This is a genomic window from Methylocystis sp. ATCC 49242 (assembly GCF_000188155.2).
Lineage (GTDB): Bacteria > Pseudomonadota > Alphaproteobacteria > Rhizobiales > Beijerinckiaceae > Methylocystis.
Window position 1 is genome coordinate 2,809,441 of record NZ_KE124774.1, and the last position, 19,890, is coordinate 2,829,330.

22 protein-coding genes are annotated in these 19,890 nt (G+C 66.9%); 14 read left to right on the forward strand and 8 right to left on the reverse strand.

What is annotated here, in order from left to right; translation table 11 throughout:
* Nucleotides 1-26: 26 nt before the first annotated feature.
* From MET49242_RS15690 to MET49242_RS15725, 8 genes are all read left to right on the forward strand, one after another.
* Complete coding sequence (locus MET49242_RS15690) at nucleotides 27-446, forward strand: DUF2946 family protein (protein WP_036284193.1); 420 nt, start codon at nucleotides 27-29, stop codon at nucleotides 444-446.
* 164 nt (nucleotides 447-610) lie between these two features.
* On the forward strand, nucleotides 611-1,255 hold the full coding sequence (locus MET49242_RS15695; protein WP_036284195.1) for a MotA/TolQ/ExbB proton channel family protein: 645 nt from the start codon (nucleotides 611-613) through the stop codon (nucleotides 1,253-1,255).
* Nucleotides 1,255-1,761 carry a biopolymer transporter ExbD gene (locus tag MET49242_RS15700; protein WP_036284196.1) on the forward strand — a complete coding sequence of 169 codons (507 nt, stop codon included), beginning with the start codon at nucleotides 1,255-1,257 and terminating at the stop codon, nucleotides 1,759-1,761. Before MET49242_RS15695 ends, MET49242_RS15700 begins: the two co-directional genes overlap by 1 nt.
* Entirely contained in the window at nucleotides 1,758-2,471 is a 714-nt protein-coding gene (locus tag MET49242_RS15705) for a hypothetical protein (protein WP_036284198.1), read from the forward strand. The genes MET49242_RS15700 and MET49242_RS15705 overlap by 4 nt, the downstream gene beginning before the upstream one ends.
* A gap of 73 nt (nucleotides 2,472-2,544) precedes the next feature.
* The gene (locus MET49242_RS25190) at nucleotides 2,545-3,036 is read left to right on the forward strand and encodes a ligand-binding protein SH3 (RefSeq protein ID WP_051134257.1); all 492 of its coding nucleotides are present in this window, start codon (nucleotides 2,545-2,547) and stop codon (nucleotides 3,034-3,036) included.
* Nucleotides 3,037-3,040: 4 nt separating this feature from the next.
* Nucleotides 3,041-3,364: a hypothetical protein gene (locus MET49242_RS15715; RefSeq protein WP_036284199.1), complete on the forward strand. Its 324-nt coding sequence runs from the start codon at nucleotides 3,041-3,043 to the stop codon at nucleotides 3,362-3,364.
* A gap of 87 nt (nucleotides 3,365-3,451) precedes the next feature.
* Nucleotides 3,452-4,783 carry a sialidase family protein gene (locus MET49242_RS15720; RefSeq protein WP_036284200.1) on the forward strand — a complete coding sequence of 444 codons (1,332 nt, stop codon included), beginning with the start codon at nucleotides 3,452-3,454 and terminating at the stop codon, nucleotides 4,781-4,783.
* A 5-nt stretch (nucleotides 4,784-4,788) separates the two neighbouring features.
* Nucleotides 4,789-5,280 (forward strand): TlpA disulfide reductase family protein, encoded by a 492-nt coding sequence (locus tag MET49242_RS15725; protein WP_036284201.1) that lies wholly within the window; start codon nucleotides 4,789-4,791, stop codon nucleotides 5,278-5,280.
* A 7-nt stretch (nucleotides 5,281-5,287) separates the two neighbouring features.
* On the opposite strand, the gene MET49242_RS15730 is transcribed toward MET49242_RS15725, so the two are convergent.
* Genes MET49242_RS15730 through MET49242_RS15740 form a run of 3 tightly spaced genes read right to left on the reverse strand, consistent with a single transcriptional unit; the run spans nucleotide 5,288 to nucleotide 8,569 of the window.
* Nucleotides 5,288-5,872: a cob(I)yrinic acid a,c-diamide adenosyltransferase gene (locus MET49242_RS15730; protein ID WP_036284202.1), complete on the reverse strand. Its 585-nt coding sequence runs from the start codon at nucleotides 5,870-5,872 to the stop codon at nucleotides 5,288-5,290.
* Between the two features lie 3 nt (nucleotides 5,873-5,875).
* Nucleotides 5,876-6,064 (reverse strand): twin transmembrane helix small protein, encoded by a 189-nt coding sequence (locus MET49242_RS15735; RefSeq protein WP_036284203.1) that lies wholly within the window; start codon nucleotides 6,062-6,064, stop codon nucleotides 5,876-5,878.
* 60 nt (nucleotides 6,065-6,124) lie between these two features.
* Nucleotides 6,125-8,569 (reverse strand): TIGR02302 family protein, encoded by a 2,445-nt coding sequence (locus tag MET49242_RS15740; protein WP_036284204.1) that lies wholly within the window; start codon nucleotides 8,567-8,569, stop codon nucleotides 6,125-6,127.
* 90 nt (nucleotides 8,570-8,659) lie between these two features.
* Here MET49242_RS15740 and MET49242_RS15745 point away from each other — a divergent pair, with 90 nt between their 5' ends.
* Nucleotides 8,660-9,166: a hypothetical protein gene (locus MET49242_RS15745; RefSeq protein ID WP_036284205.1), complete on the forward strand. Its 507-nt coding sequence runs from the start codon at nucleotides 8,660-8,662 to the stop codon at nucleotides 9,164-9,166.
* Nucleotides 9,167-9,175: 9 nt separating this feature from the next.
* Here the strand turns inward: MET49242_RS15745 and MET49242_RS15750 are convergent, their stop codons facing one another.
* Nucleotides 9,176-10,495, reverse strand: coding sequence for a dihydroorotase (locus MET49242_RS15750; RefSeq protein ID WP_036284206.1), 1,320 nt, complete (start codon nucleotides 10,493-10,495; stop codon nucleotides 9,176-9,178).
* A gap of 91 nt (nucleotides 10,496-10,586) precedes the next feature.
* On the opposite strand from MET49242_RS15750, the gene MET49242_RS15755 reads away from it, so the two are divergent.
* Nucleotides 10,587-11,408 carry a folate-binding protein YgfZ gene (locus MET49242_RS15755; protein WP_036284207.1) on the forward strand — a complete coding sequence of 274 codons (822 nt, stop codon included), beginning with the start codon at nucleotides 10,587-10,589 and terminating at the stop codon, nucleotides 11,406-11,408.
* A gap of 103 nt (nucleotides 11,409-11,511) precedes the next feature.
* Here MET49242_RS15755 and amoC read toward each other — a convergent pair whose 3' ends face one another.
* Nucleotides 11,512-12,270 carry a bacterial ammonia monooxygenase, subunit AmoC gene (gene amoC, locus MET49242_RS15760; RefSeq protein WP_084679146.1) on the reverse strand — a complete coding sequence of 253 codons (759 nt, stop codon included), beginning with the start codon at nucleotides 12,268-12,270 and terminating at the stop codon, nucleotides 11,512-11,514.
* Nucleotides 12,271-12,443: 173 nt separating this feature from the next.
* Between amoC and MET49242_RS15765 the strand changes: the two genes are divergently transcribed.
* Nucleotides 12,444-13,430, forward strand: a complete 987-nt coding sequence (locus MET49242_RS15765) for a GlxA family transcriptional regulator (RefSeq protein WP_036284208.1) — start codon at nucleotides 12,444-12,446, stop codon at nucleotides 13,428-13,430.
* A 39-nt stretch (nucleotides 13,431-13,469) separates the two neighbouring features.
* Here MET49242_RS15765 and MET49242_RS15770 read toward each other — a convergent pair whose 3' ends face one another.
* The 3 genes from MET49242_RS15770 to MET49242_RS25570 all read right to left on the reverse strand — a co-directional run bounded on the left by MET49242_RS15770 (nucleotide 13,470) and on the right by MET49242_RS25570 (nucleotide 16,708).
* The gene (locus tag MET49242_RS15770) at nucleotides 13,470-15,266 is read right to left on the reverse strand and encodes a hydrogenase maturation protein (RefSeq protein ID WP_036288359.1); all 1,797 of its coding nucleotides are present in this window, start codon (nucleotides 15,264-15,266) and stop codon (nucleotides 13,470-13,472) included.
* Between the two features lie 14 nt (nucleotides 15,267-15,280).
* Entirely contained in the window at nucleotides 15,281-16,336 is a 1,056-nt protein-coding gene (locus MET49242_RS15775; protein WP_244430833.1) for a GlxA family transcriptional regulator, read from the reverse strand.
* Between the two features lie 195 nt (nucleotides 16,337-16,531).
* On the reverse strand, nucleotides 16,532-16,708 hold the full coding sequence (locus MET49242_RS25570) for a hypothetical protein (protein WP_158497312.1): 177 nt from the start codon (nucleotides 16,706-16,708) through the stop codon (nucleotides 16,532-16,534).
* A 221-nt stretch (nucleotides 16,709-16,929) separates the two neighbouring features.
* On the opposite strand from MET49242_RS25570, the gene mch reads away from it, so the two are divergent.
* The 3 genes from mch (at nucleotide 16,930) to MET49242_RS15790 (ending at nucleotide 19,798) form a co-directional block, all read left to right on the forward strand.
* A complete protein-coding gene (gene mch, locus MET49242_RS15780) occupies nucleotides 16,930-17,910 on the forward strand; it encodes a methenyltetrahydromethanopterin cyclohydrolase (protein ID WP_036284209.1) in 981 nt (326 codons plus the stop codon).
* Nucleotides 17,911-17,985: 75 nt separating this feature from the next.
* On the forward strand, nucleotides 17,986-18,933 hold the full coding sequence (locus tag MET49242_RS15785) for a RimK family alpha-L-glutamate ligase (RefSeq protein ID WP_144259662.1): 948 nt from the start codon (nucleotides 17,986-17,988) through the stop codon (nucleotides 18,931-18,933).
* Nucleotides 18,926-19,798, forward strand: coding sequence for a triphosphoribosyl-dephospho-CoA synthase (locus MET49242_RS15790; RefSeq protein WP_036284211.1), 873 nt, complete (start codon nucleotides 18,926-18,928; stop codon nucleotides 19,796-19,798). Before MET49242_RS15785 ends, MET49242_RS15790 begins: the two co-directional genes overlap by 8 nt.
* Nucleotides 19,799-19,890 lie beyond the last annotated feature (92 nt).

Sequence of the window (19,890 nt, forward strand, 5' to 3'; positions counted from 1 at the left end):
CTTAAAAAATCCGTTAAGAGACATTTATGTCACAGGGGCGCGACATCAGCGACAGACTACGCGCGGCCATCGCGGTCGTAGCAATATGGTCGCTCATGTTCAGCGTTGTGACATCGGGCGCGGTCAACGCCAGCGCGGCGACCTTCGTCCTCAAAAACAACGCCGCCGCCAGCGTCGGCCTTTTTGCGTGCTTCAAGCGTCACATGACGCATCACGCCGACGCGGCGGGCGAAGCGGCTCCCGAAAAACGCACATCAACAGATCGCCATTGTCCGGACTGTTGCCTCGCGGCGCACGCGGGCGCGGCCGTGTTGCCCGAGCGGCTGGCGACAGTCGTGCGGCCCGCGCCGGCGGCGGCGCCCGTCGCCTATCGCGTCGCGACGTCGCGCGAGCCCAAGAGCGTTCCGCCTCCCCGGGTCAACGGCGCGCGCGCGCCGCCCGCCTAACTTGGAAACTTTCCGATCGGCTCGCCGAAGCATTGGCCCACGTGCTGCATGCTTTAAGATGGCCGGTCAGGGACGCCCATTGCGTCCGGATCACGACAAAATCAACAGCAGACGTCCGCCTTCGCCGGATAGTGCGCGCGCGTCGTCGAGAATGAGTGAGTTCAATGGATCATACGTCGCTATCCCCTCTCAGCATGTTTCTCAACGCGGGTCCGGTCGGCAAGATCGTTATGGCGATGCTCCTGCTCGCCTCGGTCTGGACCTGGGTCCTGATCGTCGAGGGCGTGGTCGCCGTGATGCGCATCAGCAAGGCGGCGGCTTCGGCGCGATCGGGCGGCCCGGTCGGCGTCCTTGCGCCCGTCGAGGCGGCCGGTCGCGAAGCCTTCGCCCTCGATCTGCCGGACGAGACCATCGGCGACAAGCGCGAGCGCATCGCCGAGCACATGAGCCGCACGGCGCGCGAATTTCTCACGAAGGCCGAAGGCGGCCTGCCCAATCTCGCGGTGATCTCCTCGGTTGCGCCCTTCGTCGGCCTGTTCGGCACGGTGTGGGGCATCATGACCAGCTTCGCGGGCATCGCGCAGTCGCAGGACACGAGCCTCGCGGTCGTCGCGCCGGGCATCGCCGAGGCGCTCGCCGCCACAGCCTACGGTCTCGCCGCGGCCATCCCGGCGTCGGTCGCCTATAACCGTATCGGCTCGGCCTTCGCCCGCCTCGGCCAGCAGGTCGCGCATTACATCGAGGACGAGGCGCTGCGCATGACCAGCGCTCCCAACGCCCGCGCCCGTCAGCAGAAGGAGGCCGCATAATGGCGCTCCCCAGCCGCTTCAAGAACAACAACGATCTCTACCAGCCGCTGGCCGACATCAATGTGACGCCGCTCGTCGACGTCATGCTGGTGCTGCTCGTCATCTTCATGGTGACCGCGCCGCTGCTCGCCAAGGGCGTCAAGGTGAACCTGCCGCAGGCGAGCTCCGCGCAGCCCATGAACCACAAGGATCCGATCGTCGTGACGGTCGGCAAGGACGGCGCGGTCTCGCTCGGCTCGGACGCGGTTTCCGAGGAGGCGCTGATCGACGGCATCCGCGCCATGATGGGCGACGACCAGAGCCGCATCGTGCATGTGCGCGGCGACACCGAGGCGGTCTATGGCCAGGTCGTCGCGGTGATGGACAAGCTCGCGAACAATGGCATCACCCATATCGCGATCATGACCCATTCGCGCAGCAAGACCGGCCCGGCCACGAAGACCGGGGCGCCCGCGTCAGGCGCTCCTGCTGCGAGCACGCCGGCGGCGGGGGGAGCGGCTAAATGACAGACGTCGCGCTTATGCCGGACATGCTCGGCGAAGGTCAGGAGCCTCCCGGAACGCCGCGCGTACAGCCTCCGTGGCTGCGGCCGGTCGCGATTATCGCGATCGTTCTGGCGCATGTCGCCGTCTTCGTCGGCTTCATGTATGCGGGGGCGCCGAAGATTACCTCGCTCGACTCGATCAGCATGGATCTCGTCCCCGAGGGCGACTTCTTCGAGCAGCAGGAAGTCAGCGAGGCCGAGGACACCCCTCCCCCCGTGGCGGTGGAGGAGCCAGAACTCGCCCTGCCGCCCCCGATGGTGATGTCGCCCGACGCGCCGCCGCTCCCGGCGAAGAAGGAAGACGCCGAGAAGGTCGAGAAGAAGCGGGAAGAGCGCAAGGAAGTCGAACACGCCCAGGAACGCCGCGAGGCGCAGGCGCGGCGTCGCTATGGCGCGCCCGAGGGCCACGCGGCGGGATCGGGCGCCTCGCAGGCGACCTGCCTCGCCCATGTCGCGGCGGCGTTGCGCCGGCATACGCCGGGCGCGACGAGTCTCGGCCCGGGCCACGCCAGCGTGACCTTCCACATCAATGCGGGCGGCGGCATCTCGGGGATATCCGCCTCGGGCTCGAGCCCGGCGCATGCGGCGCTCGCGCGGCGCATCGTCTCCTCGTCGCGCGGACCGAGCAGTTGCGCCTCGGCATTCGTGAGCCAAGGCTTCACCTTCCACTGACAAGAACCGGCGGACGCAATTCGCGTCCGCCGCATCCGGCCCTCGATCCGGCCGAAACCGGAAATCGCCCAGCATGAAGATTTCGCCCCGAACCGGTCTCGCTTTCGCCTGCTCGATCGCAGCTTTGGGCGCCGCTCACGCCGAAACCGCGAAACCGGCAGCGCCTCCTGCGCCGCCCGCGGCCACGACGGCGTCGCCCCCCGCCGCCCCCGCCAAGCCCGCCACCGCCACCGCCACCGCCAAACCCGCGCCCGCAAGCACAGCGCCCGCGGCTGCGGCGAAGCCGGCGTCCCCCGCCCCGGCGGGCGCCATGTCCGAAAGCAAATATCTGAGCCTGCTCTACGCCGAAATCGCCCGGAACACGCCGCAGGACAACGCCTCCGGGCCGGGCGAGGTGAAGGCGAGCTTCATCGTCGGCGCCTCGGGCAAGGTCGAGAAAGTCACCATCGACAAGACATCGAGCCCGGCTCACGCCGAGATCGTCAAGAAAATCCTGGCCGGCGTCCAGACGCCGCCGCCGCCCGGCGGCTCGATGGACGTGGGGCAGGTCTTCCGGTTCCGCTAGCGCCATGAAGACGCTCGCCGCCAGCCTCTGTCTGATCGGCGCCCTCGCGGCGCCCGCGAGCGCCTTCGAGTGGGACGACGGACGCGGCGCCTTTCCGTTCCGTCCGGTCACGACCCGGAATTACGAGGCGGCGAAAGACCTCGAACACATGCGCCGCTTCGAAAAGGACGGCGGACGCCGCGTGGAGACGCTCAATAGCGTCTCCGCGCCGCGCCCGGCCGCCGCGCAAATCCTTCGCCCCCCAAGGCCCGCCCGCTCCGGAGCCCGCGCGAAGCCTCCACCGCCTGGCCCCGAGGGCGACGGGTTGAGCTTTTTCGGCCTCGAATGAACATGTGGCGGAGCGACCCGCCCTTTTCGCAAAAGGAATTCACCGGCGAAGGCGCCAGCCCGCGTCGCCGCATCGAAAGGCGCAGAGATGAGTAAAGCCCGTCCCGTCAAGTTTCGCGCCGGCCTCGCCGCCGCATTCGCCTTCGGCCTGACGACGGCCGCGCTCGCCGAGAACGCTCCGGCGGCGCCGGCGGAAGGCGCAAAGGCCCCGTCGGCCGCGTCCCCGTCTCCCGCGCCCGACGCGGGAGCGAAGGCGCCGATGAGCCATCACGCCGCGCCCGCCTGCGCCGATCCGCGCCCGGATTGCGCCATGACGGTTAATCCCGCCTTCGACCGCAAGGGCAGGCTCTGGGTCGCCTTCGCGGTCGGCAAATCCGTCTACGCCGCGTCTTCCGGCGACAATGGCAAGACCTTCTCGGCGCCGATCACGATCGCAACCATCGGCGACGGCGTGATCGACTCGCATGGCGACTCGCGCCCGAAGATCGTCGCGCTGAATGACGGCGGGCTCCTCGCCAGCTACACGACGCGCCCGGACAAGGTGATGATCGGCACGATCTTCACCGCCCGCTCCACCGACGGCGGCAAGACCTTCTCGGCGCCGCAGCCGATGCTCACCGAGGGCGGCCAGCGTTTCGAGACCTTCGTCGTCACACCCAAGGGCCGCATCTACGCCGGCTGGCTCGACAAGACCCATGCGCTGAAGGCCAAGGCCGAGGGCAAGGAATTCGCCGGCAGCGGCGTCGCCTTCGGCTGGTCGGACGACGGCGGCGCGACCTTCAACGGCAAGTCGATCCTGATGGACCACGCCTGCGAATGCTGTCGCATGGCCTCCGCGCTCGACAGGGACGGACTGCCGGTCTTCGCCTGGCGGCAGGTCTTCGACGACGGCGTGCGCGACCATTACGCCGCGAAGCTCTCCGCCGACGGCGCGACGCTCGCGGGCGGGCGCGTATCCGACGACAATTGGGCGATCAACAGCTGCCCGCATCACGGGCCCGGTCTCGCGATCGACGCGAATGGCGTCTGGCACGTCGCCTGGTTCACCAAGGGCAAGAACCGTCAGGGCCTTTTCTATGCGCATAGCGCCGACGGCGGCAAAAGCTTCTCCGAGCCCGAGAAGCTCGGCGACGACGCGCGCGCGCCGTCGCATCCGACGCTGCTCGCGGTGAAGGGCCGGCTCTACCGCGTCTGGAAGGAGTTCGACGGAACAACGACGACCATACCGATGCAAATCTCGCGCGACGGCGGCAAGAGCTGGAGCGCGCCGCGCGTCATCGCGCAGACGGCCGACGCGTCGGATCATCCCGAACTCGTCGCGAACAAGGGCGCCGCCTATCTGTCCTGGGTCACGAACAAGGAGGGCTATCGCCTCCTGCCCCTGCCGCGCGACGAAAAGAGCGCGGCGGCGCTGCGGTGATCGCAATGACCCGACGACCGATGCGTCTCGCCGCCCTGGCGCTTTCCTTCACCCTCGTCGCCAGCGGGGCCTTAGCGCTCGACTTCCAGCCCTACGGGCGCGGAGCCTTCGCGGAGCTCGTGAAGGCGCATGCGGGCCGGCCGATGATGGTGCATTTCTGGTCCGTGACCTGCCCGCCCTGTCTTGCGGAGCTGCCGCAATGGGCCCGGATCATCGACGAGAAGAAGGGCGTCGACGTCGTCTTCGTGAACATCGACGATGATGAGGACCGTCCGCGCGCCGAAGCGCGCTTGGCGAAAGCGGGCCTCTCGAAGGCGACGCATTACGGCTTCGCCGACGGTTTCGTCGAGAAGCTCTATTTCGAGGTCGACAAGATGTGGCGCGGCGAACTGCCCTTCACCGCGCTCGTCGCACCCGATGGCGGCGTGACGACGGTGACGGGGGCGGTCGACGATCCGCTGGTGACGGCCTGGCTGGCGAAGAACGCGGGAAAGTAAAATCCTTCTACCGGGTCGCGCCCGGCTTCCACAGCACGTCGCCCTTCTCGCGGTTGACGTAGCGCGAGGCGACGAAGAGGAAGTCCGACAGGCGGTTGACATAAGCGAGCGCGGTCGGAGAGAGGTCCTCGCCCTCCGTCTCGCCCAGTGTCACCATCACGCGCTCGGCGCGCCGGCAGATGGTGCGCGCGAGATGCAGATAGGCCGCCGCCGCCGTGCCGCCCGGCAGCACGAAGGATCGCAGCGGCGCGAGGCCGGCGTTCAGCTCGTCGATCTCCTTCTCCAGCCGCTCCACCTGCGAGGGCAGGATCGAAAGCCGCATCGCGGGATCGATCGGATTGGCGGGATCATGCGGTGTCGCGAGCTCCGCGCCGAGGTCGAAGAGATCGTTTTGTATGCGCTCCAGCATCCGGTCGAGCGCCGCGTCGCGCGCCTCGATCGCAAGACGCGCGACGCCGATCGCGGCGTTGGTTTCGTCTATGTCGCCATAGGCCGTGACGCGAATGTCGTCCTTGCGCCGGCGCGCGCCCGTCGCGAGCGAGGTCGCGCCCTTGTCGCCGCCACGCGTGTAGATCCTGTCGAGCTTGACCATTCGTCAGCGTCCCCGCGCATAGAGCACCGCGAGCACGAGCGCGAGCGCCAGAAATTGAAGGCCGACGCGCCAGCGCATGAGTTTCTGCGAGCGGCCCGGCGCGCCGCCGAGAAACATGTTGACGAAGCCTGCAATCAGCACGAGGCCGACCGCGCCAACGGCGACGGCGACGAGAATGTTGGAAATAGCCATGGCGCTCCCCGCGGATTTCTCCTCAGGGAGTAGTGAAGCGCGCAGACGAGGGCAAGACGTTTATCGCCGCAGGAGGCGCTGGAGATAATCCAGCTCCTCCGCCGGGCGTTCGGGCTGGCCGAGGCGCCGGCGCAGCTCCTCCTGCACGCGATGGGCTCGCTGCGCCGGCGGCAGGCCCAGCGGATCGTATTTTTCGCGAGACGCGTTCTTGCCCTGGGACGAGCGGCCGAGCGGGTCGCGTCCCTTGCCGCCGCGCGTGCGGGAGCGGCCGGCGCCCTGCTGGCCTTCCTCGCCCTCCTCGCCCCGCATCTGTTGCGCGAGCTTGTCGGCTCCCTTGCGCAGCGCCTGCACGGCGCGCCCCTGCGCGTCCACCGCCTTGCCGCGTCCCTCGCCCTGGGGCCCGAGCGCTTCTTCGGCCTCTTTCATCGCCTTGCGGGCTTCGTCGAGTTCCTCGTCCGCCTCGCCGCCGTCGGCGCCGAGCGCGTCCTGCTGACGTTCGAGCCTTTCGCGCAGGCTCTTCTGGCGATTGCGCTCCCCACCGGCATCGTCGCTCCGCTGTTGACCTTTCGCGCCGCGGCCCGGCCGATCCTCGTCCTCGTCCTCGTCGTCCGGATTTTTCATTCCCTGAAAAGTGTCGTCGCGCAGCTGCTGCTCCTCGCGCGAGAGCTGATCGAGTTCCTTCAACGCCTTCGACATTTCGCGGTTGCGCTGGCTCTGACGCGCGCCCTCCTGCGCTGTCTGCACATTCTCCATGATGTCCTGAAGCTCGTCGAGGAGCCTTTGCGCCTCCTCCATGTCGCCGGACTTCATGGCCTTCTCGATGTCGTCGAGCATGGACTGCAGATCTTCGGGCGTGACGCTGTTTCCGTCACTGGCGCTTTCGCGCGGCTGCTGTCCCGGCGTGGGCCGCGCGCCGAGTTGCTCGAGGAATTTGTCGAGCGCCGCGCGCAGCTCCTGCGAGCGCTTCGCGATCTCCTCCTCGCTGTCGCCGCGCTGCATGGCCTCGCGCAGCGCCTTTTCGGCGGCGCGCAGATCGCGCTCCGCTTGCGAGGAGTCGCCGTCCTCTATGCTCAGCGCCATCGCCCACAGCATGTCGGCGACGCCGCGCAAATCGTCGTCGCTGCGCCGGCCCTCCAGACCGCGGCGCGCGGCGCGCAGGCCGAGATGAACGGCGGCGGGCGTGTCGAAGGCCTCGGGGGCGAGCGAAAGCGCCTCCAGCGCCGCGCGCACATTGGCGCGCGCATCCGGGTCGAGCGCCAGATTGCGCCGCTGTTCGACGAGCGCGCGGGCGAGCGGCTTGGTGAAGCGGCGCTGCGGCAGGATCACCTCCACCGGATCGGACGCGCCCTCATTGCCGGCGGCGTCCTTCGCGACGAGGTGCATGGCGACTTTCGCGCCGGCGTAGGGGCTGTCGGCGAGATCGATCGTCGCCTTGCCTTCGCCGAGCGCGCCGGGTCCGGCGGGCGGCGGCAGCGCCATGCGCGGCGGCTCATAGAGCGCGCGGCGCTTCGCCTTTCGGCTGAAGACCGCCTCGACGCCCGCGACGCCGTAATCGTCCTCGGCGCGATAGGCGAGCGTCATGGAGCCGCGCACATTGTTGCGTGGCTTGTCGGAGAGAGAAATTGTCGGCGGTCTGTCGGGAATGACGGCGACGTCGAATGTGCGGCCGTCGGGAAGCGCGAGGCGCGCGTCGTCCGTGAGACTGTAGCTGCGCTCCTTCGCGGCGGGGGGGTCAGCGGGCTCGACGGGCGCAAGGCCGCCCTCCATGGTCACGCTCGTGTCCGTCGGGCGCAGGCGCAGAAGCGAATTCGCCGGCGCTTCGATCACGCCGCTCTCCTGCGCAAGCACGATCGGCGGACGGCCGGTGTAGGCCGGCGGTTCGAACCACGCGTCGATGCGCTGCGAAGCGCCAAGAAGATTCACCGCCCGCCAGTCGAAGGCCGCGGCGAGCCGGGCGCGTTTCTCGTCCCCGGCCACGAAGGCCGCCGCAATCGCCGCGACAAGCGCGAAGGCGCGCAGCGCATAGGGGTCGCGCTCCGGCACGCGCGGCGACGGCGGGGCGACGGGGGTGCTGGCGAGCGCCGCCTCCAGCCGCTTGCGATGCAGCGACCAGAGCGCCGCGGTCGCGGGATCGGCGTCCTTCGCGGCAAGCGTGTCGTCGAGGGAGGCGGCGGGCCGCAGGGCCGCGTCGGCGCCCGCGTCGAGGCGGTGGAGCGCGGCGCGCCGGCGGGGCCAGCCCCGCGCAAATTCGCGCGCGAGGAGGAAAAACGCCGCGAAGCCGAAAAGCGCGACCCCGGCCACGCGAGCCTCGACAGAAACCGCGCGCCAAAGGCCGATCCAGGACAGGGCGAGGAAAAAGAGGCCGAGCGTCGCGAGCGCCGCCCCGAGACGCCATACCCGCTCCGCGAGGATCGCGGCGGCCGAACGTCTCAGCATCGTCTCCAGCTGGAGCGAATTCGCGCCCGTTTCGTCTTCCGGCGTGTCGGCGTCCTGCTTCTCGGTCATTCTCTCTCCGGCCGCGAGTTTCGCCCCTCTAGATGGCGTTTCCAAGGAGATTGGACAAACCCTCGGCGATGACGGTTAACATGGCCGGCCATGACCCGCGCGAAAAAACCCGCCCCCGACGTCGTCTCCGGGCCTTCCACCGACCTCGCCGCCCTGCCGGCGCCGGTCACGGCGATCCGCGAGAAAATTCTCGCCGCGCTGGAGAAGAACGACGTGGAGGCGCTGCGCGTCCCGATCGACTGGAACGAGGTGCGTCCGCTTTTCGCGAAAAGCGGGACATTCAAGGCCGGAACGGACCCGATCGAGATCTTGAAGGCGCTGTCGTTCGACGGGAGGGGGCGGGAGATTTTGGCGATCCTCCGCGCCGTGCTGGCGCAGCCCTTTGTGAAGGTCGCGCGCGGGCCCGTCACGCTCTATGAATGGCCCGCCTTCGCGCGCCATCCCGCGCCGGCGGCGACGAATGACGAGGCGCGGGCGAGGTGGCGATGCGTGCGCTTCGCCGATCTGGCGCGCTCCAACGCCGAGGGGAAGCCGCGCCCCATGCGGCTCGGGATCGCGGCGGACGGCGTCTGGCATTATTTCTGGAGCGAGGACTGACGCGCCGCCTCACAACGCCGCGTGAAACCGTATCGGCGCCCCGGTCGACGGCGTCACGAGATCGCCCTCCCACATCACCTTCGCGCCGCGCACGAACGTCCCGACCGGCCAGCCGACGACCTCCTTGCCGTCATAGGGCGTCCAGCCGACGCGCGAGGCGATCCATGAATTGCGGATCGTCTCCCTGCGCTTCATGTCGACGATCGTGAGATCCGCGTCGTAACCCACCGCGACGCGGCCCTTGGCGGCCATTCCGAAGAGGCGGGCGGGGCCGGCGCTGGTGAGATCGACGAAACGCTGGAGCGTCAGCCGGCCGGCGTTCACATGGTCGAGCAGCAACGGCACGAGCGTCTGCACGCCCGTCATGCCCGAAGGGCTCTCGGGATAGGGCTTCGCCTTTTCCTCCAGCGTATGCGGCGCATGGTCGGAGCCGATGACGTCCACGACGCCCTGCCGGAGTCCGCGCCAAAGGCCCTCGCGATGGCGCGCGTCGCGCACCGGCGGGTTCATCTGCGCAAGCGCGCCGATGCGCTGATATTCGCTCGAATCCATCGTCAGATGATGCGGCGTGACCTCGACGCTGGCGAGATCCTTGTGGTCCGCGAGCAGCGCGATTTCCTCTTCCGTGGTCACATGCAGCACATGGATCAGCGCGCGCTTCTCGCGAGCGATCCTGAGCAGGCGCCGCGTCGAGCGCAGCGCGGTCTCCTCGTCGCGCCAGACCGGATGCGACGAGACGTCGCCGGGAACGCGCAGCGGCTTTCTCTCGTTCAGACGATCCTCGTCCTCGCTGTGGAAGGCGGCGCGCCGCCGCGTATGGGCCAGAACCTCCGCGATCCCCGCGTCGTCGGCGATGAGCAGCGAGCCCGTCGAGGAGCCCATGAACACCTTGATCCCCGCGGCGCCCGGCAGGCGCTCGAGCTCGCCGACGTGTTTCGCATTGTCATGCGTGCCGCCGACCCAGAAGGCGAAGTCGCAATGCATGCGCCCGCTCCCGCGCGCGACCTTGTCGGCGAGCGCCTCGGGGGTGCTCGTCAGCGGATTGGTGTTGGGCATTTCGAAAACGCCCGTCACCCCGCCCAGGACGGCGCTGCGCGAACCCGATTCGAGGTCTTCCTTTTGAGCGGCGCCCGGTTCGCGGAAATGCACCTGCGAGTCGACCACACCGGGCAGGACGTGCAGGCCGCGGCAATCGACGCGCTCTCCGGCCGAGGCGCGCGAGAGGTCGCCGATCTGTGCGATCCTGCCGTCGCGTATCCCTACGTCGCGCAGGCCCTCCCCGTCCTGGTTGACGAGCGTGCCCCCGGAGAGGATGACGTCGAAATTCATGGATGGCGCCTCGCTTGCAGTGTCATGCTCCAGATAAGCAGTTGACGCTCATGCGCCAAGGGCGCGCGCGACACAAGGAAAACTCGACACAATGACGACAGCGATCCTGCTCGCGGACCGCGGCGTAATCGAAGTCGCCGGCGCAGACGCCGGCAAATTCCTGCACAATCTCGTGACGAACGACATTGCGTCGCTGGAGCGGGGCGAGGCGCGCTTCGCTGCGCTTTTGACGCCGCAGGGCAAAATCCTTTTCGATTTTCTGGTCTTCGCGACCGGCGAGGGGCGATATCTCCTCGATTGTCCGCTTTCGCTCGCTGCGGACCTCGAAAAGCGGCTGAACATGTACAAGCTGCGCTCGAAACTGACAGTCGAGAACCGCAGCGCCGAGCTCGAGGCTGGCGCCTTTCCTGACGCGACAGAGGCCCCGAAGGTCGAGGCTCTGGCGCTCGCCAGCGATCCCCGCGCGGCGCTGGGGTGGCGCGCGATTGCCGAGAAAGGAAAGATCGTAGCGCTCGGCGAGCGGGGGGAATATGACGCGCGCCGCATCCGCGCCGGCGTGCCGTTGGGCGGCGTGGACTTCACTTATAACGACGCCTTCCCGCATGAGGCCGACATGGACCTTCTCGCCGGGCTCGACTTCAAGAAGGGTTGTTATGTCGGGCAGGAGGTCGTCTCGCGCATGAAACATCGCGGCCTCGTGCGCAAGCGCGTGACGCCCTATCGCGCGAAAGGCGATGCGCCCGCGCCGGGCGAGACGATCCGCGCCGGCGAGATCGAGATCGGCGTGACGGGCTCACGCGCGGGCGACGAAGGGCTGGCGCTGATCCGGCTCGACCGGCTCGCCGACGCGAAGGAAAAAGGCGACGCGCCGATGGCCGGCGGCGTCGCTCTGGAGTTCGTCGAAAAGAACTAGACGGAACGGAGCAGCCGCCCGCCGACCCCGGGGATCGACAGGCGGCCTCAGCTCGACGACTCAAGATCTGCGGGAGCAGCCTCTGGCGCGGCGCTCCCGAAAATCACTCGGTCAGGAGCGCGACGCCCTCCTTGCCGAGCAAACGATGCACGTTCAACAGGAGCTGCAGAACAACGCCGAACACGCCCAGCGCCATCCAGCCGAAGAACACGAAGCCCCAATGCAGCGGCGCGACGAAGAGTTCTTCCATGAACCAGAAGGTGTGGCCCCATTCGTTCAGCCCCACATTCGGGATGATCATGAAGGGGCCGATCGAGACGATGAGATAGGCGAGCGAGTATCCCCTGGAGAAATAGGGAATCCGCGTCTTCGCGTGGAAGAAGCAACCCACCGCCAGGATCGAGTAGATCGGGTAGCTCATGTAGAATTCGATGATGTGCGAGGGCGTGAAGTCCGTGTCGCGGATCACCGTCATGTGCCAGGTGCCGTCCTGCTCGGTGAAGAAGGACGCGCCCCAATAGATCGCCGCGGCGTAGACCACCAGCCACTTCACATTATCGACGATCGAGCGCATCTCCTGCCGCGGCGTGACCGTCGACATGTCGCGCACGCGCGTCTTCCAGAGATAGCCGGCGAGTGCGAGGCCGCTGACGAGCTCCAGCGGGATCTCGGTCCACAGGATCGACATCCAATACGTCTGGAACTCCGGCGCAAAGGAGTCGAGACCGGCCCGCCAGCCATAGATCTGCTCGTAGATGCGCACGATCAGATAGAAGCTGTTGAGAAGCGCCAGCCCGATCCACAGGCCCCTCAGGTCGACAATGGGCTTTTCGGCGGCGACGGCGCCTGAAGCTGTTTGCATTGACAGGCTCATTTTTCTTCCTCCGTTTCGGCCGGCAAACGCTCGGCGTTTCCGGCAAAGCGAAGGATATGGAGTTGGGCGGGCTTGCCAGCGTGGCGGATTTGCCATTATCGTGACAAAGTCTGACAGCGAATTTGCCGCTGAACAGGCGTTTTCTGCCAGCGGGAGCGCAAATGGACATCGTCATTCTCGGCTATGCGGATTGTCTGGGTCAGGGCTTCATCGGCGCGGCCGATCTGCTCCTGATGAGCCGGCGCATGCTGAAGTCGACGGATCGGCCCGAGCCCTATCGCGTCGTGACGGCAAGCTATGACGGCAAGCCCATTCGCGACGGCTTCGGCCGCACCCATCCGGTGGACGCTTCCTTCGCGGCGCTCGACTCATGCGCGGCGATTATCGTCCCGCCTTTCCTCTGCAGCTGCGACGATCCCATGCCGCCCACCGCAGACCTCAATGCAGCGGCCGGCTGGCTGCGCCGCCAGCACGCAATGGGCGCCATCGTGGCGGGATCATGCAACGGCGTCTTCCTTTTGGGCGAAGCCGGACTGCTCGACGGCCGACGCTGCACGACGACATGGTGGCGCCACGACGATCTGCGCGCCCGATATCCGCGCGCCGACATCGCTCGCGGCGCCTCCCTCATGGAGGACAGGCGCGTCGTCACGGCCGGAGGCCCCCTGTCGTGGATCGATCTGTCGTTGCGCGTGATCCGCGAACTCTGCGGCGCGGAAGCGGCGAAGAAAGCGGCGGACTTCACCGTGGTCGACACGGCGCCCTCAACCCAGACGATCTACGTTCCGCCGGGTCATCTCACCGCCTCAAATCCTTTCGTGCTGGAGGCGGAGCACATCGTGCGGAAGGCGGGAAAGGCCCTGGTGACGTCGCCCATGCTTGCGCAGGCGCTCAACGTCTCCGAGCGCACGCTGCATCGACGCCTGAAGGAAGCTACAGGCGAAACGCCGAAATCTTTCATCGACCGCGTGCGTTTCGAGGCGACGCGCATGCTGCTCGAAACGACGCAGAGTTCGGTGAAACAGCTGGCTTCGGCCTCCGGCTATACGGACGAAACAAGTTTCCGCCGCGCCTTTCGCCGCTACGCCGGCATGACGCCGGGCGCTTATCGCACTTGGTCGCTGGCGCGGCGCGGCGCGAAGTCGTGACGGAGGCGACGCCAATCGGCGCCGCCCCGCGCGCCTTCGTCACACCGCCAGCGTCAGGCCCTCTGGCGCCGAGGCTCTCACCGGCGCCTTGGCGGGTTGGCGCCCCTTGAAGACGAAATTGCGACGCGCGGCGTGATAGGCCGGGTCCGGCCCGAAAAAATTGACGCCCATATGCGAAAGCTCCTCGCAGCGATAGGCGGCGAGCGGCCGGGTCCTTTCGTCCGACAGGCGGCGTTCGTGCTTGTCGCGCAGGAGAGACCAGAAATCGGCGCGACGCGCGATCTCTTCGGCGCGGGCCGTCACGCCGCGCTCGAACGCCTCCGCGTCGCCGCCGAGAACGTCGTCGACAAAGCCGATGGTCTTCGCCTCCGCGGTCCCCATCGGCCTGCATGCTTCCGTCAGCTCGAGCGCTTTTTCCCCGCCGACGCGCCTGGGCAGCACATAGGTCCAGTATTCGGAGCCGTATAGGCCGCCCATGCTTTTGTAGTGGGGATTGAGCACGACGCCGTCACGCGCAAAAACATGATCGGCGGCGAGCGCGAGGATCGCCCCGCCCGCTCCCGCATTGCCGCGCACTCCGGCGACAACGACATGCGACATCGTATTGAGGATTTCGTGAACGAGATCGTCGATGGCGTTGATGTTGCGCCAGGACTCCAGCGCCGGATCGTCCGCCGCCTCGATCACATTGAGATGGATGCCGTTCGAAAAGTAATCCTTGCCGCCATGGAGCGCGATCACTTTCGTCGGCCGGCTTCGCGCGAAGAGAAACGCGTCGCGCAGGCGATAGCATTGCTGCGTGCTCATCGCGCCATTGTAGAATTCGAAATAGATATGGCCGACGCCGTTTCGCTCGACATAACGAATTTCGCGGAAGGTGCGGTGGTCGATCTCGGCGACGACCGGCAGCACCGCCTCGGGCGTCCCGCGCAGCAGGGGGCCGAGAACCTGCGTCGCCGGCAGCTTGATTCCCGAAATCAGGCAGAACTCGGCGTCGCACATGGCGCAGCCGGCTCCCGAGGCGACGAGGCTGCAGGCGCCCTTTTGCGCATTGGCGTCGTCTTTCGCCTTGAGATGGGTGATCCAGACCGCGCCATCGACGGTCGCGCGGCAGATGGCGCCGTCGCGTTTGGCCAGAATGGCGCCCGGCGCGCCCTTGAGACGGTCCTCATGATGCGCGCCATAGAGAAAGAAGGGCAGGCCGAACATCTTGTCCAGCACGCCCGGCGCGCTGTCCGCCGCGCGGGTCTTGCGTACGACTTCGTCGCTCGTGTCGCGCGTCCAGTCGATCGCGCGATCCTTCTGCATCATCGTCGGACGCAGACGGCCGCGCACGCCCGGACGCGAATAATCGAGCGGCGGCGGCCGGAATGCGCGCGACTGGAATTTTTCGACCGCCTCCATTACGCCGCGCACGGCGGCGTCCGTCACCTCGTTGCGATAGAGACTGCCCTTGGCGTCCGCGACAGCCGGCAGGGGAAATTCATGGCTCGCCCATATGGGCCCGGCGTCCATCTCGGCCGCCGCCTGCAGCACCGTCACGCCCCAGCTCTTCTCGCCGGTCATGATCGCCCAGTCCAGCGAGGACGGCCCGCGATCGCCCATGATTCCGGGATGCACGATGAGGCAGACATGTTTTGTCCATACCGCCTCGGGAACCGCGGCTTTCAGCATGGGCGCGATGATGAGGTCAGGATTGTTCGTCGCGACCGCCGAGAGCATGGCGGCTTCACTCGTGGCGAGCGTGACCGCCACCTCGTGTCCGCGGTCGGTCAATTCGATGAGCAGGCGCTGGCTGAGACTGTTGTGCGCCGTGGTGAGAAAAAGAATTTTCATATGCACCCCCATTTTTACTTGAGAAAAGTCGACTGGAATCTCTCCCGATATTCATGCGGACCGACATTCAGGCGCCGCTGGAATGAGCGGCGCATCCGGTCCAGCGCGCCGAAGCCGCAAGCCTCGGCGATCGCCTGCAAGGACATGTTCGTCTGTTCGAGCCTGCAGCGGGCCGCCTCGACGCGCGCATGCTCCACGAATTTCGCCGGCGTCACGCCGGTCTCCTCCAGAAAGCGGCGCGCGAAATTGCGCGGGCTCATCGACAGCTGTGCGGCGAGGCGCTCCACCGTCAGCTTTTCGCTGGAATTGCCGAGAATCCAGGACTTCAGTTCTCCAATGTCCCGGCAACCGGTCGACTCGGCCTGCAGGAAAGGGCTGAACTGGGTCTGGCCGCCCGGTCGGCGCAAAAAGACCACCATGATTCCCGCAACGACGCGCGGCGCCTCCCGCCCGAGATCCTCCTCGATCAGCGCCAGAGCGAGGTCGATACCCGCCGTAATGCCGCCGGAGGTATAGACGCCGCCGTCGCGGACGAAGATGCGGTTGGGCTCGACGCAGAGCGACGGATAGGCTGCGGCCAGGCGGTCGCAGAACGCCCAGTGCGTGGTGACCCGCCGGTTGTTCAGGAGGCCGGCGCAGGCGAGCAGGAACGACCCCGTGCAGATCGAGGCCATGCGCCGCACGCGGCTGGACATCGCCCCGATCCAGTCGATCAGCCTTTCGTCGCCGCAGGCCGCGACCATACCTTCGCCGCCGGCGACGATGAGCGTGTCGAGGCTGTCGATCCCGGCGCAGCCATGCGCCGCCATGATCTCCATCCCGCATTTGCTGCGGACAAGGCCGGGCGTCGCCGCGATGACGAGCGTTTCATATCCCGGTTCGCTCGCCCGTCCCGCCATCCGCAATACGCGATCCGCGTAGAAGAAGGCGTCGAGCGGGCCGCAGAGATCGAGGATTTCGAAGTCGGGATAAATCAGGAAGCCGATTTTTCGCACACGCGATACATCTCGCAGGGGCTCGACTTCCTGATCGAAAATATTGGGATCGAAATATAGCTTCTCACGCGACATATTTAATATAATTTCGCCATTCTCGAATGGCTGCAATGACAAAAATCCGATAGAATCGGCCAAGACGAGGGCAGCACTCTCGAAGCTGAGAAATTCAGGGGTCAGCTTATTGTTTTTGTTTTTCTAAAACTGGAAGCGGGTCGGACGGCTCGATAATTCGGCTTTCGCCAGCGTAAAACCGCCGACGATCGACAATTATCGGGACAGACTGGCGATTTTTTCGAATTTGGGATGAATCGCGTCGAGAGCGACATCCACGCCGCGGATAATCGCGACATTCGCCAGAAGAAGGACGGCCACGCAAACCGTTGTGATGATCACGTCGGACAGGAATATCCGCTTCTCGCCGCCGCTTGTAGAATGATCGCCCATCGCCGAAGCTCCCGAATATGTCGCCGCCCTAAATCCGTTTGATGAAACTTATTTGACGGCCGTTAAGACCGTATGTGCTCCAACGCACGAGGGAGCGCTTTCGTTTCATCACAAAGCCCGATAAGTTCCGCCGCGACCTGATCGGACCATTGGATTTACCATAAGCCGGTAAAGACCACGTACGGTAGAGCCACAGACAGACCAAAAGGAAGGGCCACAAGGTGAGCGGAAGCCAGAACACGAGCGGCCGGGTGACGGCGAGCGTCAATTCTCTCGCGGGCGAGATCGTCGACCGTCTGGTCGCCGGCGCGGAGCGCTACCGCGTTTCCGTCTCTCGGGGCGGGCTCGGCGAATTGCTGATCGACGCGGGCTCCAAGGTCGCGGGCGGAATAGACGCCGGCCTCCTCCTCACCGAAATCTGCATGGGCGGCCTCGGGAAGGTCACGCTCTCCCACGCGCCGGGCGCCGCCAAATGGCCGTTCTGGCTGACGGTGGGCAGCAATGATCCGGTCGTCGCCTGCCTCGCCAGCCAATATGCCGGCTGGAGCCTGAGCCACGAGAAATTCTTCGCGCTGGGCTCCGGTCCCGGCCGCGCGCAGGCGCGGGTCGAGAAGCTCTTCGAAGAGCTCTCCTATCAGGACAAGGCCGACCGCGTGACCATCGTCCTCGAAAGCGGCTCGCCGCCGCCGAAGGAGGTCGTCGAAAAGGTCGCGTCGAAGTCGGGCGTTTCGCCGGACAAGGTCGCCTTCATCTATGCGCCGACCCAGTCGCTCGCCGGCAGCGTGCAGGTTGTCGGCCGCGTGCTGGAAGTCGCGCTGCACAAGGCGCATGAGCTGCATTTCCCGCTCGACAACATCGTCGACGGAGTCGCCACGGCGCCGCTGTCGCCCCCTCATCCGGATTTCGTGCAGGCCATGGGCCGCACCAATGACGCGATCATCTACGCCGGCCGCGCCCATCTCTTCGTGAAGGGTCCGGCGGCTGCGGCGAAGGAACTCGCCGAAAAGCTGCCCAGCCACAATTCGCGTGACTACGGCCGCCCCTTCGCGGAAATCTTCAAGGCCTACAAGGGCGACTTTTACCAGATCGACGGCAGCCTGTTCTCGCCGGCCGAGGCGCTGGTGACGGCGGTCGAAACCGGCGAAACCTTCCGCGGCGGCGAGATCAATGTGGCGCTGCTCGACAAGTCGTTCGGGGGTTGAGCCTCGAATCTCTGTCCGCCAACGCGGGGAGAGTTTCAGCGTGAAGGGTCCGGGAATTTAGTGGCGTCGTCAAACGTGCTGGATCAACCCCGAACCCCTCGCGCGGCCGTTCTGCCGACAGGCGGAAAAAGGCGTCCCCGCGTCGCGGTCTTCACCGACAAGCTCGACTGGCATGTCGAGCATACGCTCGCGGCCTTTCGCGCGCTCGGCGCGACGCCGATTGCGGTGCGCCTCGCGGCCTGCAGGATCGACACGACGCGAACCTTCGGCCTTGCGATCCCGGGCTTTCACGCGCTTCCCGACCTCGCGATCGTGCGCGCCATCGGCGACGGGTCGCTGGAGGCGATCACCATGCGGCTCGGCGTGCTGCATGCGCTGGAGGCGCTGGGCGTCCCCCTGATCAACAGCGCGCGCGCGATCGAGCGCTGCACCGACAAGAGCATGGCGAGCTTCCTGCTTGCCCGCGCCGGCGTCCCGAGCCCCGAGACCTTCGCCACGCAGACGCTGGCGCAGGCGCGCGCCATCGCGCGGCGCGAATGCGCGCATGGCCCGCTCGTGATGAAGCCGCTTTTCGGGGCGCAGGGCTGGGGCCTGCGCCTCATCGAGAAGGAAAGCGATCTTCCCTCGCTCGAAGAGGCGCGCGGCGTCTTCTATCTGCAACGCTTCGTCGGCCCCTCGCGGCCGCCCTACGAGGACATGCGCATCCTCCTTTCCGGGGGAAAAATCATCGGCGCCATGCGGCGTCGCTCGAGCCACTGGATCACGAATGTGCGGCAGGGCGCGAAACCCGTCGCTGTCGAACCGACACCGGAGGAGCGCGACATGGCGCTCGCCGCCGCCGCGGCTCTGGGCGTCGATTTCGCCGGGGTCGATCTCATCACGGCGGCGGACGGCGCGGCGATGGCGCTGGAGGTCAACAGCATGGCGGGCTGGAGCGGGCTGCAGCGTGTGACGCCCTTCTCCATCGCCGAACGCATCGCCGCCGACGCGCTGGAAAAACTGGCGGCGGCGAAACGTGACTGAGGCGGCCGTCGCGCCCGGGACGGTCGCCCGCGCCTTCATCGCCGCCTGCGAGGCGGAGCTCGCCGCGCCCAAGCCCGGAAATGTCCATGTCTTCGCGGACGGGCATGGCATGGCGGCGCAGGATTTCATCGACAGCGCGAAGGCCGCCGCGCCCGAAATCGCAGCGCAAGGCGCGAACGTCGGAAAGCGCATCCTCGGCGCCATGCAGGCGACATGGACGGCGGTGGGTCAGAACACCAATCTCGGCATCGTGCTGCTTTGCGCGCCCCTCGCCCATGCCGCGCTCACCGCCGAAACCGGCGACCTGCGCCGCGAGACGTCGCGCGTTCTCGCGCGACTCGACCGCGCCGACGCCGACGCGGCCTTTCGCGCGATCAGCCTCGCGCAGCCGGCCGGACTCGGCTCGGCGCCCGCGCACGACGTCGCCGAGCCCGCGCAAACGACATTGCTGGAAGCCATGCGGGCGGCGTCGGACCGCGACCGCATCGCCTTCCAATATGCGAGCGGCTTCGTCGATATTTTCGGGATGGGCGCGGAGACGCTCATCCGCGCCCGCGCCGCCGGCCATGACGCGCCGCGCGCGACGCTCGAGGTTTACATGGCTTTCCTCGGCGCCTTTCCCGATAGCCACATCGCCCGCAAATACGGTCTCGAAACAGCGCAAGCCGTGCGTGATGAGGCGCGCCGGGCCGCTTTGCAAATTGGCGCCGCGACGCGCGAAGAGGCCTTTGCAATTGCGCTGGACCTCGACCGTTCGCTCAAGGAACGGCGGCTCAATCCGGGCACGAGCGCGGACATGACAGTGGCTGTTCTTTTCGCCGATTATCTCGCGGCCATCTTGGCAAGCGCTCGCAAAAATGGTTGAGTCCGCGCCGCGCGGGGTGGTCTCGCGGCTATCTGGCCAACCGGTCGGGCTTTTCGCCCGATGTCGAAAACAAAGATAGGGCGCTCGCGGCG

Coding starts and splice junctions, on each gene's coding strand:
- MET49242_RS15690 (WP_036284193.1), top strand. CDS start 27: ATGTCACAGGGGCGCGACATCAGCGACAGACTACGCGCGGCCATCGCG.
- MET49242_RS15695 (WP_036284195.1), top strand. CDS start 611: ATGGATCATACGTCGCTATCCCCTCTCAGCATGTTTCTCAACGCGGGT.
- MET49242_RS15700 (WP_036284196.1), top strand. CDS start 1,255: ATGGCGCTCCCCAGCCGCTTCAAGAACAACAACGATCTCTACCAGCCG.
- MET49242_RS15705 (WP_036284198.1), top strand. CDS start 1,758: ATGACAGACGTCGCGCTTATGCCGGACATGCTCGGCGAAGGTCAGGAG.
- MET49242_RS25190 (WP_051134257.1), top strand. CDS start 2,545: ATGAAGATTTCGCCCCGAACCGGTCTCGCTTTCGCCTGCTCGATCGCA.
- MET49242_RS15715 (WP_036284199.1), top strand. CDS start 3,041: ATGAAGACGCTCGCCGCCAGCCTCTGTCTGATCGGCGCCCTCGCGGCG.
- MET49242_RS15720 (WP_036284200.1), top strand. CDS start 3,452: ATGAGTAAAGCCCGTCCCGTCAAGTTTCGCGCCGGCCTCGCCGCCGCA.
- MET49242_RS15725 (WP_036284201.1), top strand. CDS start 4,789: ATGACCCGACGACCGATGCGTCTCGCCGCCCTGGCGCTTTCCTTCACC.
- MET49242_RS15730 (WP_036284202.1), bottom strand. CDS start 5,872: ATGGTCAAGCTCGACAGGATCTACACGCGTGGCGGCGACAAGGGCGCG.
- MET49242_RS15735 (WP_036284203.1), bottom strand. CDS start 6,064: ATGGCTATTTCCAACATTCTCGTCGCCGTCGCCGTTGGCGCGGTCGGC.
- MET49242_RS15740 (WP_036284204.1), bottom strand. CDS start 8,569: ATGACCGAGAAGCAGGACGCCGACACGCCGGAAGACGAAACGGGCGCG.
- MET49242_RS15745 (WP_036284205.1), top strand. CDS start 8,660: ATGACCCGCGCGAAAAAACCCGCCCCCGACGTCGTCTCCGGGCCTTCC.
- MET49242_RS15750 (WP_036284206.1), bottom strand. CDS start 10,495: ATGAATTTCGACGTCATCCTCTCCGGGGGCACGCTCGTCAACCAGGAC.
- MET49242_RS15755 (WP_036284207.1), top strand. CDS start 10,587: ATGACGACAGCGATCCTGCTCGCGGACCGCGGCGTAATCGAAGTCGCC.
- amoC (WP_084679146.1), bottom strand. CDS start 12,270: ATGCAAACAGCTTCAGGCGCCGTCGCCGCCGAAAAGCCCATTGTCGAC.
- MET49242_RS15765 (WP_036284208.1), top strand. CDS start 12,444: ATGGACATCGTCATTCTCGGCTATGCGGATTGTCTGGGTCAGGGCTTC.
- MET49242_RS15770 (WP_036288359.1), bottom strand. CDS start 15,266: ATGAAAATTCTTTTTCTCACCACGGCGCACAACAGTCTCAGCCAGCGC.
- MET49242_RS15775 (WP_244430833.1), bottom strand. CDS start 16,336: ATGTCGCGTGAGAAGCTATATTTCGATCCCAATATTTTCGATCAGGAA.
- MET49242_RS25570 (WP_158497312.1), bottom strand. CDS start 16,708: ATGGGCGATCATTCTACAAGCGGCGGCGAGAAGCGGATATTCCTGTCC.